Raw genomic sequence first — 12,491 nt, forward strand, 5'->3', positions numbered from 1 at the left:
TAATGCGAGTCTCAATATTTTAGCGTCAGGACATGGCGTGTTAGCCTGCGGAAATCCTAACTCATTAGAGTTCTGTATGCAGGAATCAACTGGATTCGTGAGAAGCCAGCCATTGTTAATCAAATAACAATGAATCCCCTTCCTTACCCACGTAGTGGGCGCGAAGCGAGGGAGGGGAGAATGTCAAAGAGGTAACTAATCCACTAGCGGTGGGTGTACAAGTAGCGCTAATCGTCGCTTTGGTTCAAGCAATTCGCTATGTGAAGAGTAGCCTTCAAAATTACAAAGATAATTTTAAAGAACATGTGAATGCGATTAATCACCTTCATAAGCTGGTTATGCAGCCATTGAGCCGCAAAAAGTTACTTGAAGTAGCAGAAGCGACTCATAATGATCCGATGAAGGTTAGAGCGCTTAAGGTTGCGTATGCGTTGCCGATGAAAGAGTGCAAATACAAAGAAAATATTGTGATTAACGCCTTAAAACTGGCGAACACTAACAATAAGGGCTAACGGTATGTTTTCTTATATGTCTGGATTTATATCCGATTTGAATTTGGAGGATAGAGCTGAAGTCTATGTTTTTCTTCTGTTTCCTCAAAAATTTGCAAAGTACTTGAAACCTGAGCTGTTTCGTCACATGCGTTTTAAATTGGATTCAAGATATGATGCCACAAATAAAGTATATTTGGATAAATGGAATTCCATACACGACCACTACATTCCGTTTTCCCTGCCTATCAGATCAATTTACTGTCGAGATACTGGAATCTATCTTAAAAACGAAACTCCTGTAACCAAATGGATTGATAAGAACTTTAATGTCAATCTGAATGAGTATCTTGAGAGTATTTCGTGTTCTGATCGAACTTACCACGAAGAGGTAAATGACGATACTGTAATTGATGAGAATAATTTATTTAAATACGTTTCAATTGCTCTTGAGCATGTGGATTTTGCGCATAAGGTGTACAACACTCTTCTCAAAGATAAGGAGATTGAAACGCAGTTTTCAACTATTGAGTCCCTCTTTGAATATCACAATGTCACTCTTATGCAGGGGTTAATGCTTGGTACAAATCCATACATAGTTAATAAAAATGAAAGTAAGCTTAGCTGTGAGGACGACTCTATTGATGTGGTCAAAGATGTTGTTTTTCACTCAGTATTAGAGATGTTTATGATAAATACAAATAAAGTTTACAAACCTTCTAGTATTGGTAGTCAAGCGCAGAATCGGCAGTACTTCTCGTTAATGCATGATGCAAGAGATTGCGTGTTTGATAAAAACAGCGATTGCTAAAATTGTTTGATTTTTAATTAATAAAAAGCCTATTTAATAACCCCTCTTTTTTAATTGTTTAAATAATGTATAATGCCAAAAAATCATAAATAAACTTAATGAGATTAATGGTATGAATAAAAAAGTCTGTCATGAGATTGAGATAGAAACCTTTGGTGAGGTAATGTCTCATTGTAAAGTAACGCTAGATCCAGGCGAGGTGGTTATCGCTGAAGCTGGTGCTTTGATGGCTCATGATGAGGGAATTGAGTACAAAACCGTTATGGGTGATGGATCAGAACCAAACACAGGAATATTCCGATCACTGTTCAATGGCGCTGCAAGAATGCTATCAGGCGAAACATTGTTTATGACACATTTCACAAATGTGTCTGACAAGAGACGAGATGTATACTTCTCGGCTACGGTTCCTGGCTCAATGGCTGTGATAGATATGGGTTCCTTTAACGGTTCTTTGATTTGTAATAAGAATAGCTTTTTATGCGGTGCTCTAGGTACAAAAATAGGTCTGAAGTCAGATATCAGTATTAGAGGCTTGTTTGGTGAGTCGTTCTTCCTGCAACGCATTGAAGGTGATGGCAACGTTTGCTTGAATGCTGGTGGCGGAGTTTTCATGCGACAACTAAATAATGAAACAATCTTCGTCGATAACTCTTCTTTGCTGGCTTATGTTGAGGATGACATTGATTATGAGGTTGTTCAAAACGGCAGTCTGAAATCAATGCTGTTCAGTGGTGAAGGCTTGTCCCTTGTAAAATTGAGTGGTACTGGTGTAGTTCTATTGCAAACAATGCCGTTTGACCGATTTGCCATGTCAACATGGAACGAAATCAGAAAAAATGGTGGTGGCGTTTCTAGTAGTTAACCTCAGAGATAAGCTTGCTGACTCTTTATAGCCCCTCTCAGGGGCTTTTTATATGGGGTAATATGCATCCTTGCACAGCAATATGGATATTTACTTTTGATGCTTAACATGTATAATTATCATAATTAATTTAAAATTCGGAAAAGAAAATGCATTTTGAAAAAACTGATAGTAACGACATTCTCCCCGTAACGGTGCTTTTCAAAGAAGATGGAGAGTTTATCCTTAAGTGTCCTCATTGCGGAGTAAACAGAACGGTTCAGTCGGAATCAGGCAGTTTTAGTGATATTAAAGGTGAAATCTACGAAGATAATTTATGTACTGGTAGTTTTGAGATTTCATACGATGCCAAGTTAGTAAACGATATCGGCATTGTAGAAGCTCAGCCATTTGACCTTGATCCGTGCAAAGACGAGGAAGAGGAATAGAATTATATGATTATTTTAAATACGATTGCTTTTGATAGCTCACACATTCATTGGGATCGATTCAGCAAGCCAAAAGAAACCAAACAAATTGAGTTTCAGTTCAAGCCAGGCGTTAATGTGGTTATTGGTCACAATGGGGCGGGTAAAAGCACGTTACTTAAATCTGTGCGTGAATACCTTTTCGGTAAATCGAAACCAAATGGAATCAGTATTAGTAGCACCAAGAGTGACGATAAAGAAATGGTATATTTCTTTATGTCTGAGGATAACATCCCATCGCTGAACCTTAACCAAATTACCCCGTTCGACCAGAATTTTATGCATAAAACGGTGTATTGGATGGATCGTAAAGAGATGAGTTCGGGCATGAACACCAATGCCATGCTTAAAGAAGCGGAAAAGCTCTCAAAAGAAGCTAGCCTTGTTTTCTTTGACGAGCCAGAGCAAGCCCTTGACGCGAAAGCGATGATCCAATTGCAGAAGATGATTAAGAAAATCGCCAAGCATTCTCAAGTGGTTCTTGTTACTCACCACCCTGCATTAATCTTAATGAAAGGGGTTAATATCATTGAAATTAACGAAGAACAACCTTATCTTGATGATGTTAAAACACTGGTATCAGGCTTGATGTAAATCAGTCTGATAGAATTACAGCCTCATTTGTAAAGGTAAATGCATGTTACGAGAACAGTTGCAAGAAGATAACGGCTTTTTAGTTAGTGAGAGGATAGATGGGGCGTTGTTTAAAGCTGACATTAGAAGTATTCCAGACCGCGCTTTCTTAACTAGCGGTATGAATAAGCTTATATCCTCTCTTGGCGTTAAATTTTGCAATGTCACATATGCAAAACCCAGAATGGATACACCATGCATGTATGGCACTTGCGAGATTTTGGGGGATTCAATCGCTGTTGAATCACTGCTTGCATGGAAAGACCTTAAGCGTATCAAGCGAGAGGATGGTGGTGTGTTTTATATTGTAATTGAGGTTGATGGTTCATATTCGGACAGGCAGAGGCTTGTTGTGAGTTGGGATGTAGAGAATGTTCCTATTGATAGCATTAAAATGTCGCCTGTTCTTGACCTTCTAATAAAAGCCCAAGAGTAGATTGATACTTAATGTGTCTACCGAGACAATTCTATATTTTAAAGACAAATAAAAACCCGCAATCAATGCGGGTTTTGTTTTAGCCAGAAAAATTCTGGCAATAGTCAATTCTTACTCTTCCACTTGTTCAGCAGCTTCAGGAATTGGAGCTTGAACGAAGTTTACATCTGCAAAAATCACTTTAGATTCAGGGAAGACCTCTACGAATTTATCTTCCAGGCCAGCATTCTCAAAATCGAAGAAATGTTTGATGAACCAAATAGCTTCAAACGCTTGAGCTTCTGTTCGATTTTCGAATAGCTCTTGATTTAAAATTAGCTGAACGTATTTTAGCGCTTCATTTTTTACCATTTCCGCACCATGATCAGCAACAGCATTGGTATATGTATTTTGCGTTAGTTCATTTGTTTCTTCAAATGTCTTGTCCGCAATTTGGTTAAGAGCTAGGTAATGATTCATGCCCGTTTCAATTGATGGTAAAACAAGCAGCCACATGTCTTGAAGACCACTCCCCTCTTGTTTTTCTCTTACAAAAGTAAGACCTTCCATAAACTTCAGCTTGCGCATTTCACGAATGCTAAGAGGGTTTTGTGGTTGCTCAATTGGGTTTGTCATTTGAATGCCTTTTTATTTCTTTAATTAATTGAGCCATGATAATGACACTTTCGTGATTTAAACGCAAGCAGATAGGCTTCAACAATCTCTCAAGGGCTTACTTTATAGGCTTGTCAATTAAATCCGCTTAATGCGTGAGCTAAAAGTGGTTATTTATTAACTAATTTATTTGACTGGCGTCTTAATTGATGTATTATTAAACACACAAACCAATCAATTAATTAAATAATCTTTATGAGGTATGACCATGACATCCGAGATCGCAATCTCATCCAATAAGTCTCTTCGTGGGCTTAGCGGTGATAAAGAAGTAGCAGTAAAACGCGTAAATGCTTACAACGCTGACCCAAAATTGCTTTGGATCGAGCAAGGATTCAACGTCCGCGATATTTGCGATGAGCATGTTGAGAACTTCGTAGCGTCATACTCTAATGGTAAGTACGTTCCAGCCATTGAGGTTGTACCCGTAACTGTCAATGATGAGTTGCGCTTGAAGATTATTGAAGGTCATCACCGAACTCTTGCTATCTTCCGTGCAATTGAACGCGGTATTGATATCAAAAATGTATCGGTCATTGAAGTTCAGGGTAATGAGGTAGACCACATTGCTCGAATGATTAAATCGGCTGAAGGTCGTAAGTTGACCGCGCTTGAACTGGCAGCAGCTTACAAGCGAATGATGGGGTTGGGTCTGACTCAAACTCAGGCAGCAGAAGAGCTAATGACAACCTCAGCTCAAGTATCCAATTATCTTCTCCTGCTAAAAGCGCCTGAAGAGCTGAAGGAAATGATTAAGTCAGGTACTATTGCAGCTAGTAATGCAGTCGGCCTTATCCGTGACTTTGGTGCTGACATGGCTCTGGAAGCGGCGAAAGAAGAACACCGAGCTAAAGAAGCGCAGAAAGAAGCTAAAGCGAACGGTGTAGAGATCAGTAAGTCTGATGCTACACCGAAAACCAAAAAGTTAAAGCTGAAAGCAAAAAAGGTAAGTTCAATGTCTGACATTGTTTCTTCCCTTGCGGGACAGATTCAGGTTGATGAGCTTGAGAAAAATGAAGAAGTGACTATCAAGCTTAACTCTGAAACAGCTAAGGTTCTTCTATCTCTTTCTTCTGAAATCTCTGAGTTGAATGAGCATAATGCTAAAGTTGATGAGTTGCTGAAAAATCTGGCAATCGAATCCAAGAAGAATAAATCCAGTGATGCTGAAGGCGAATAGCATCATTTAGTGATAAAAAAAGCGATGCAAACAGCATCGCTTTTTTGTTGGCTTGAACTCATAGATATCTCGTTGAGTTACTTGTTTTTTACAGATTCCTTTCGATAAAGAACATAACAGATCAGGAACATAATCATAAGGCTAGCAAACATCCAAACATAAACGTAATAGGTCTGTTGCCCTCCGAGTAATTTAACTAAATTGTTGGAGTCGAGACCGCGTCCATTTGATAACTCATTAAGAGGTGAAACCAGACTATCCGTCATTAGGAATACGCTGATGAATCTCATTAGGTAAGATAATAAAATATCTGCAATTTCGGACACCCCTAATTTACCTACATTTTCTGCACTTGCCGATTTTTCTGACTTTTTAAATGGCAGCAGGAAAACAGCAAGGAAAATTATGACGTAACTCATTGTTTGAACGGTTTCTATTTTATCGTATAAAGTGGTGAGCATGAAGGCGATAAAAATCAGAAATAAAATAAATATCTTTCTGTTCTTAAATGAAAAAAGAAAGAATAAACCACCAAAAAATGTTGTGCCAAGGTAGCCAGAAAATGTTGTAATTATCCGAGAACAGTCATCGCTCCCATCCAAGTTGTAGGTGTTTACTACATGACCGCTGTACCAAGTCACATTAAATTCTTTAATTTCTAACCCCGTTAAAAATGCAGCGATTGCGTGTGAGCCTTCATGAAAAAAAACGTTAATTGGCGAAAGCGCCACTTTGAACCAGTAAGCAATTAATGATGATTCTGACTTTAGGATGTAGATGGATAGAATCAGTGAGGCAGCGAAAAAGAAAAGGTGAGATGAAAGAACTCTCCTTAGCGTAGAAGTGGTTGTTAAAGGTTTGGTTTCAGTTTGATTCATAAATAAATCCTGCTTGGTTAATGATGCGTATTTTATGCGAGCCTAGAGCGTTCAACAACCTAAAAGTCGATATTTTTTAATAATATATGACTAAGATTTAGAAATGACTTTTTGGACGTTAAATAAAAAATACCAAACAAACATTGACTCTCAAACTAATTAATGTATATTCAAGACAAGCAGAGTTAAGAACTAAGGTATTCACATGGCAACTACAAACGCAAAGAACAAAAAGAATAAGCTACTTAAAGTTGTAACTAACTCAGATGTAGTCGAAGGTCTGAAATCGAAAGGAGCGATCTCTATTGCGCCTAGTCAGTTATGGATCGAAAAAGGTTACAACATCAGAGAACTTTGTGAAGACCATATTAATGGCTTCGTTGAATCATACAAAAACGGCTTGTTCGTCCCTCCTATCGAAGTAGTAGAGTTTATGGTGGGAAATGAGCTTAAATACAAAGTTATTGAAGGTCATCATCGTACAGTAGCGATCAACAAAGCAATGGAGCTTGGATATTCGTGCGAGCAAATTGAAGTCTTGTTGATGGAAGGTGATGAGGTTTCTCAGTTTGTCCGAATGATTCAATCGTCTCAGGGTCGCAAACTAAACCAAATTGAAATGGCTCATGCTTATAATCGCCTCATCTCATACGGACTAAATCAAGTTGAGGTTGCGAAGCAGCTTAGTGTTACACCAGCGCAGGTTTCGAACTACCTGCAATTACTTAAAGCCCCTGCCCTACTACAGGCATGGATCAAAACAGGTAAGTACTCAGCAACTAAAGCGCACAACATGATCCGTAAGCACGGCGCTGATATTGCAATGGCTATCGCTGTTGAAGATATGAAAGTGAAAGCTGAGCGTGAAAAGGAACGAAAGAAAGGCGTGAAGGTTAGCCGAACTCGCAGTTCAGAGTTGAGCGGTACTCATAAGTTAAATGAAACCACAGTAGAAAACATGAGCGGCTTAATCTCTGAAGTGGCAAAGCACATTCCTGAAGGTCTAGATAGTGTTGAAGGAAAGGTTAAGGTTAAGGTTAGTCCTGAAATCGCAAGCGCTCTAAGTTCACTATCTCTTCGCGTATTTTCAGTGAGCAACAGTAATCAAAAACTTGAGAGTCAATTGCATCAGAAAGCTCAATCATTAAAAACAGCCAGTAAAAACGCTGCATAAATAGATATCGTTACATAAAAAAGCCCCGACCTAGCTCGGGGCTTTTTGTTTTTATTAATTAAAATCAAATCAAATGAATATAAAAGTGATACAATGATCACAAAAACAATAATACTAATAAAAAAATATAGGTTTTAAAATTATGCCAACATTGATAATTCAGATAATTGCAATAGTTCTGATATCTGTTGCTTCTGCTGCGGGAACCATCTATGTTTCCGAGGCGTTTACGAATAATAAGATAAAAAGCGAGTCTGCAAAATATGCTAATGAGTCTTCTCAAGTTCTTGGGGCTATAACCAGCTACGAGTCCAAAGGTAACATGGTTGATTCTAGTTTTAGATTGCAACACTTGGTTGATGAAAAGCTACTTAAATCAATCCCTGAAGGGTGGAAAGAATATCCTGGAATGATAGGTACTACGATACAAGGCAGTAAAACTCAGAAAGAGTCTGTTTGTATTGAAACCAATAAAGCCGCTGGATATGAGTTCACTCCGAATGGGGTCTCAATAAAGGAATCTGTTATAGACGCAGCAATAGGAATACCTTACTGCGAACCATCGCTAGATAAGAATGTTCCGTGCTGCATATATGCAGGATACTAACCATGAAAATTTCAAAACTAACTATTTTACTTGGCTTATTTGCCTTCAATTCAGTTGCTGAAGACGCGTACATAATCAGAATCCCTCATGAAGTGACTCTTGGTACGTGGACATATGAACCGCCTGAATATTCAGATTGGAGGAACTTCAGTGAACCATACAACTGTACTGATTGGACGCCTGAGGCTGATAGGGTCGAAATTGGCACGGAGTTCGAACAAGAGCAAACTTGTTCATATGATGCAGAAAGAACAATTTCACAATACAAGGTGAATTCGCTTTCAGGACAGAGGGTTCTTGATAAAGAAGAGTTGGACACAGATACAATTCAAAAGACTGAGCGTAGAGATCAGGTCGGTACAATGGTAGCTAGAAACATGTGTATCGATATACTTAATCGTGGAGACAGTGTAGGAAACCAAGTATACACAGTTGATCCTGATGGTAGTGGTCCACTGCCATCTAGAAGTGCTTATTGCGATATGACTGGTGGTGGATGGACTCTATATGATGCATTTGGGACTAAGCTTGTTGCTACAGGTGGAACTACTCCATCAGCGTACAATCATAGAGCTATTAACTCGACCCATACATTAAAAAATGCAGGGTACAGTTATTCATTAACAACCATTAATACCTCTCAGTATGCACGTTCTGATTACTACATGCAGTTTTTCTATAGCTCTAGTCCGAATGGGTATATCATGAAAACACTGCCTGAATGGATTGATGGTGTGAGGGTATCAACAACTAACCAATGGTACAATGGCACAACTTATACGACTGTTGGAAGTGTGACAAAATCGAATCCAGGCTATGCTCAGCACAAGTATCTGTATTTTTCTGGTACGGGTAAGTTGAAGCTACTTGAGACAGGTATCTATTGGGTTGATTCTGTTTGGGTTAAATAATAGCAAAGAGCGTTAATATTTTTGTTGACGCTCTATTTTTTATTCGTATAATTAATTCTGTTTTCGCGGATAACGTATTTTGAGAGTGGTTTGAGTCGCCTTTGATGGCTTAACCAAAATAGCAGTCCTGACAACCTGTGCAAACCATTCTCAAAATGCGTAAAGCGTTAAAGAAGTCTGAGAGCATAGCATATGCCACTATACCGTAAACAAGCGTATTGATACAGGTGATAGCCTAATGCACCTTGATCAGACATTGTTGAAAGTATTGAATAAGTCTAGTGTGACATGAAGGTGCCAAAAGGCAGGCATAAGTGATTGGTGAATCTAGATTGGGTATTAACCGAGAAATCCAAATCGGTGAACTAAGACGTTGGGAATGCTATTCATTGGCGATTCACTGCCGTAAGCAGTTTAAATAATAGTGCGTATTCTGGCGCGAGAGACGCGATACTCATAAGGAATTTGCAATAGGAAAGTTGGCTCAAGTGATCGAGGCTGTTCGTAGGAATGCTAAGGTATAGAATACTAAGCCCGTTGGAATATCGAAGCCTGCCAACCATTCTAGAATGCTCACTATTATTTAGAATTTCTCTTTTGGGTAGGATGTGTAGATCCTTTTTTGCCAAGCTGCACCTTGGCATGTTACGAAGAGAATGGGAACCCCAGTCTTATGGCTGGGGTTTTTCTTTACTTGAATTATTTAATATGTATAATAATTAATACTAAATAATTAATGAAAAATGAAAGCTATATGATGATTACCACTTTATCCATTACTCGTTTGGCATCGTCTACCGTAAAAGATAATCAGCGATTTTGGCGAATGGCTGCTCGCGATGATTTTTACTCTTACCTGAGTATGTTTTTTTCAAATGCTGGCGCAAATTCAGTTTTCCATAATATGTTTGCCAAAGAAGGTCGCTATTATGAGTATGCGCCAAAGCGATTCAATTCTAAGCATTTTCAGAATGATATGGATGCACTTCGAGTTCTGCATTCTGAAATTGAAAAAATGCGCCACCAGCTACCTACAGTAATTGAAAAAATGAAAAGTGTTGACACCACAATTGGCACTGAAGAAGGTAAAGAAAAGGCAGCTATCGCGGCAGGTAGTTTTCTATCGTCGGCTTTGAAAACAATGTCTCGTCATTGTCAATGTGCAAACTCTGGGAACATTGTTCGACACTACTTTCCAAGATGGACAACCTACAAACAACCTGAGTTAAGATAATTTAATAGGAGTGGTTGATTATGGGTATTGGTTTTTGGGTGTTGTTCATACTTTGTTCTTGCGCTATTGGTACGGTATTTATCAATCCTATTTCAGATTTCAAAGATTTCTCAACCCTAGTAATCGGAACAGCAGCAATTTGTTGCTTTATCGCCATTTGTTTCAACTTAGCGGACTATATCGCCTATAACATGACAGGACTGTTCCTATGAGTACCACAATAAGAAATGGCGCGGTTGACATGCTAAAGCTCATTGCAGTTTTAGCTATGGTGATAGATCATTCAAGATTTTTCTTTCCAGAATATCGAAATGTCTTGGTTACTATCGGTAGATTAGCATTTCCGATTTTTGCTTTTGTTGTCGCTTTCAATCTATCAAACGCTTACAAGAGTGGTCGAGATGACATTATTGATAAATACGCAATTAATCTAGCGATTTTCGCGGTTATTTCAGAGATACCACATGAGATGCTATTGAGGATTAATAGTGATATCGAATTAATGAATATCATGTTTACTCTTTTTGCAGGATTGGTAGTGACAATTTTGTATGCCTCTGAAAACAAGCTGTATTTAAGAGGTGTAGTACTACCAGTATTTCTTCTCTGCCTAGCTGTATACCAGTATGGATTCGAATACGGCATATTGGGGATTATGATTGTCCCATCCATGTTTCTGATGATGCAGACAGAATCAAAGCTGAAAAAAACAATGTTCTTGTTAATTGGTATTGTTTTGGCAGTGCTGTGTAATCTTCAATACATGAAGGTAGTCATTGGATTCTATGGCTTGTTCAATTCTTTCACTACGCCTCTGATTATCAGCTCTGCGTTTGCATTGGTGCTGTGTTTTATGGCTACACAGTTCAAGATGATTAACATAAAAGCCCCCAAAATGGGTAAGTGGATGTATTGGTTCTACCCTGTTCACATGCTGTTTATCGCCCTGGCTTTAAAGCTTTAATGATAGGTTTTTGATCCCAATGAGAGATGAATTCTGTAAGGCTGTACTAGCCCATGCTCAAGAAGGTGATGGTTTTGTTGGTGATTTACATATGGCTGTGATCACTAACAACCAAGGCAAAGCAGAGATTGTAATGAAAGAGCTTAAGATTCTCCGTTCAAATCTAGGAATAATCTATTCGGACTTGCAAAAAGAAGCTATTAAATCAAATCAGTATCTTTTGGCATATAAGGATGATTTTGAGCGATTTTGTAAGAGCTATTCTTTTCGAAAAGAAGACTTTATCCAGTGGTTGTCGATTGAAATTTAACACTGTTTGAAGTGGATCTTGATTTTTCCATTAGCAACTCGAAGCTATATGAATTTAGTGTAATAATGACCAGTCGTAGTATCGTCAAGTTAATTCTATTGATTGGATAGAGGTTAGAGATGTCAGTAAGACAATCCCAAAAGGATAAACGAAGAAAGCAGCGCAAAGCTAAAGTCAAAAAGAGTCCTTCACTAAGCAACAAGCCTTCAAAGGTCATTATCAATGACGTGAAGCCTAAGCTAATTGAGTATCTTCGAAGTAATGATCGTTACATGAATTACTTCAAGAACCTAAAGCGTGGAGAGGTGTACTTGATTGCTACTGAAGAAGTAAGCACTAATCACCTAATCCTCTCAGAAGATGAATATTGTTCCATGATGCCTGAAGGTGATGCAGAAGCGATTAAGTCAGAGTTTTCTCAACTAACGACTGAAAAAGTGGTCGCTTATACCGAAGATGATGGCGGGTTCATGACATACTTCTTGAATGTAAGTGAGGTGCTGTCAATCTCTGACCTTGAAGAAGTTAAAGAGCAGTTTAGAGAGCAGTTGCAAGCTCGACTAGAAAAGCGCTACGAAACGATGACATTTGATGAAATCAGTTGTCATGGCAGCAAGATGAGATTCGATATGGAGCTTGCTATTGATGGTTATCCATTTGATATCCCTGAAGGTAGAGACCCTAAAGACTACGAGCCTTTACTATCTAGACAAGAGTACCTTTCTGGCACATTTGATGACATTATTGATGAAGTCTTCGCTGAGGCTAGCAAAGCTGCTTAAGTAACCTTCCGTTTATGTGAAGAAAACAAAAGAAAGTGTAATTCACTTTCTTTTTTTATTGGTGTTTACTTTTAAACTGATTTATGTATAATAA

General features: G+C 38.4%; 16 protein-coding genes. 14 read left to right on the forward strand and 2 right to left on the reverse strand.

Features of this window, described 5'->3' with window-relative positions; genetic code table 11:
- The first annotated feature begins 209 nt into the window (after positions 1-209).
- The 6 genes from R7Q39_RS19285 to R7Q39_RS19310 all read left to right on the forward strand — a co-directional run bounded on the left by R7Q39_RS19285 (position 210) and on the right by R7Q39_RS19310 (position 3,703).
- Entirely contained in the window at positions 210-512 is a 303-nt protein-coding gene (locus R7Q39_RS19285; RefSeq protein WP_318076628.1) for a hypothetical protein, read from the forward strand.
- A gap of 4 nt (positions 513-516) precedes the next feature.
- Positions 517-1,302, forward strand: a complete 786-nt coding sequence (locus tag R7Q39_RS19290; RefSeq protein ID WP_318076629.1) for a hypothetical protein — start codon at positions 517-519, stop codon at positions 1,300-1,302.
- A 112-nt stretch (positions 1,303-1,414) separates the two neighbouring features.
- Positions 1,415-2,167: an AIM24 family protein gene (locus R7Q39_RS19295; protein WP_318076630.1), complete on the forward strand. Its 753-nt coding sequence runs from the start codon at positions 1,415-1,417 to the stop codon at positions 2,165-2,167.
- A 149-nt stretch (positions 2,168-2,316) separates the two neighbouring features.
- Positions 2,317-2,595 carry a hypothetical protein gene (locus tag R7Q39_RS19300; RefSeq protein ID WP_318076631.1) on the forward strand — a complete coding sequence of 93 codons (279 nt, stop codon included), beginning with the start codon at positions 2,317-2,319 and terminating at the stop codon, positions 2,593-2,595.
- 6 nt (positions 2,596-2,601) lie between these two features.
- Complete coding sequence (locus R7Q39_RS19305) at positions 2,602-3,228, forward strand: ABC transporter ATP-binding protein (protein ID WP_318076632.1); 627 nt, start codon at positions 2,602-2,604, stop codon at positions 3,226-3,228.
- 43 nt (positions 3,229-3,271) lie between these two features.
- Positions 3,272-3,703, forward strand: coding sequence for a hypothetical protein (locus tag R7Q39_RS19310; protein ID WP_053318887.1), 432 nt, complete (start codon positions 3,272-3,274; stop codon positions 3,701-3,703).
- 111 nt (positions 3,704-3,814) lie between these two features.
- Here R7Q39_RS19310 and R7Q39_RS19315 read toward each other — a convergent pair whose 3' ends face one another.
- Positions 3,815-4,318, reverse strand: coding sequence for a hypothetical protein (locus R7Q39_RS19315; protein WP_318076633.1), 504 nt, complete (start codon positions 4,316-4,318; stop codon positions 3,815-3,817).
- 247 nt (positions 4,319-4,565) lie between these two features.
- On the opposite strand from R7Q39_RS19315, the gene R7Q39_RS19320 reads away from it, so the two are divergent.
- Positions 4,566-5,537: a hypothetical protein gene (locus R7Q39_RS19320; RefSeq protein ID WP_318076634.1), complete on the forward strand. Its 972-nt coding sequence runs from the start codon at positions 4,566-4,568 to the stop codon at positions 5,535-5,537.
- Positions 5,538-5,614: 77 nt separating this feature from the next.
- Here R7Q39_RS19320 and R7Q39_RS19325 read toward each other — a convergent pair whose 3' ends face one another.
- The gene (locus tag R7Q39_RS19325) at positions 5,615-6,415 is read right to left on the reverse strand and encodes a M50 family metallopeptidase (RefSeq protein WP_318076635.1); all 801 of its coding nucleotides are present in this window, start codon (positions 6,413-6,415) and stop codon (positions 5,615-5,617) included.
- Positions 6,416-6,620: 205 nt separating this feature from the next.
- Here R7Q39_RS19325 and R7Q39_RS19330 point away from each other — a divergent pair, with 205 nt between their 5' ends.
- From R7Q39_RS19330 to R7Q39_RS19360, 7 genes are all read left to right on the forward strand, one after another.
- A complete protein-coding gene (locus tag R7Q39_RS19330) occupies positions 6,621-7,589 on the forward strand; it encodes a ParB/RepB/Spo0J family partition protein (protein WP_318076636.1) in 969 nt (322 codons plus the stop codon).
- A gap of 142 nt (positions 7,590-7,731) precedes the next feature.
- Positions 7,732-8,196, forward strand: a complete 465-nt coding sequence (locus tag R7Q39_RS19335) for a hypothetical protein (RefSeq protein ID WP_318076637.1) — start codon at positions 7,732-7,734, stop codon at positions 8,194-8,196.
- Positions 8,197-8,198: 2 nt separating this feature from the next.
- Positions 8,199-9,107 carry a fibrinogen-like YCDxxxxGGGW domain-containing protein gene (locus R7Q39_RS19340; RefSeq protein WP_318076638.1) on the forward strand — a complete coding sequence of 303 codons (909 nt, stop codon included), beginning with the start codon at positions 8,199-8,201 and terminating at the stop codon, positions 9,105-9,107.
- A gap of 736 nt (positions 9,108-9,843) precedes the next feature.
- Positions 9,844-10,341, forward strand: coding sequence for a hypothetical protein (locus R7Q39_RS19345; protein ID WP_133297303.1), 498 nt, complete (start codon positions 9,844-9,846; stop codon positions 10,339-10,341).
- A gap of 208 nt (positions 10,342-10,549) precedes the next feature.
- Complete coding sequence (locus tag R7Q39_RS19350; RefSeq protein ID WP_318076639.1) at positions 10,550-11,305, forward strand: TraX family protein; 756 nt, start codon at positions 10,550-10,552, stop codon at positions 11,303-11,305.
- A 19-nt stretch (positions 11,306-11,324) separates the two neighbouring features.
- A complete protein-coding gene (locus tag R7Q39_RS19355) occupies positions 11,325-11,615 on the forward strand; it encodes a hypothetical protein (RefSeq protein ID WP_045592013.1) in 291 nt (96 codons plus the stop codon).
- A 119-nt stretch (positions 11,616-11,734) separates the two neighbouring features.
- Positions 11,735-12,397, forward strand: coding sequence for a hypothetical protein (locus R7Q39_RS19360; protein ID WP_318076640.1), 663 nt, complete (start codon positions 11,735-11,737; stop codon positions 12,395-12,397).
- Positions 12,398-12,491: the final 94 nt, after the last annotated feature.

It is taken from the genome of Vibrio sp. 947 (assembly GCF_033339115.1).
In the GTDB taxonomy this organism is placed as follows: Bacteria; Pseudomonadota; Gammaproteobacteria; order Enterobacterales; family Vibrionaceae; genus Vibrio; species Vibrio alginolyticus.

Coding starts and splice junctions, on each gene's coding strand:
- R7Q39_RS19290 (WP_318076629.1), top strand. CDS start 517: ATGTTTTCTTATATGTCTGGATTTATATCCGATTTGAATTTGGAGGAT.
- R7Q39_RS19295 (WP_318076630.1), top strand. CDS start 1,415: ATGAATAAAAAAGTCTGTCATGAGATTGAGATAGAAACCTTTGGTGAG.
- R7Q39_RS19300 (WP_318076631.1), top strand. CDS start 2,317: ATGCATTTTGAAAAAACTGATAGTAACGACATTCTCCCCGTAACGGTG.
- R7Q39_RS19305 (WP_318076632.1), top strand. CDS start 2,602: ATGATTATTTTAAATACGATTGCTTTTGATAGCTCACACATTCATTGG.
- R7Q39_RS19310 (WP_053318887.1), top strand. CDS start 3,272: ATGTTACGAGAACAGTTGCAAGAAGATAACGGCTTTTTAGTTAGTGAG.
- R7Q39_RS19315 (WP_318076633.1), bottom strand. CDS start 4,318: ATGACAAACCCAATTGAGCAACCACAAAACCCTCTTAGCATTCGTGAA.
- R7Q39_RS19320 (WP_318076634.1), top strand. CDS start 4,566: ATGACATCCGAGATCGCAATCTCATCCAATAAGTCTCTTCGTGGGCTT.
- R7Q39_RS19325 (WP_318076635.1), bottom strand. CDS start 6,415: ATGAATCAAACTGAAACCAAACCTTTAACAACCACTTCTACGCTAAGG.
- R7Q39_RS19330 (WP_318076636.1), top strand. CDS start 6,621: ATGGCAACTACAAACGCAAAGAACAAAAAGAATAAGCTACTTAAAGTT.
- R7Q39_RS19335 (WP_318076637.1), top strand. CDS start 7,732: ATGCCAACATTGATAATTCAGATAATTGCAATAGTTCTGATATCTGTT.
- R7Q39_RS19340 (WP_318076638.1), top strand. CDS start 8,199: ATGAAAATTTCAAAACTAACTATTTTACTTGGCTTATTTGCCTTCAAT.
- R7Q39_RS19345 (WP_133297303.1), top strand. CDS start 9,844: ATGAAAAATGAAAGCTATATGATGATTACCACTTTATCCATTACTCGT.
- R7Q39_RS19350 (WP_318076639.1), top strand. CDS start 10,550: ATGAGTACCACAATAAGAAATGGCGCGGTTGACATGCTAAAGCTCATT.
- R7Q39_RS19355 (WP_045592013.1), top strand. CDS start 11,325: ATGAGAGATGAATTCTGTAAGGCTGTACTAGCCCATGCTCAAGAAGGT.
- R7Q39_RS19360 (WP_318076640.1), top strand. CDS start 11,735: ATGTCAGTAAGACAATCCCAAAAGGATAAACGAAGAAAGCAGCGCAAA.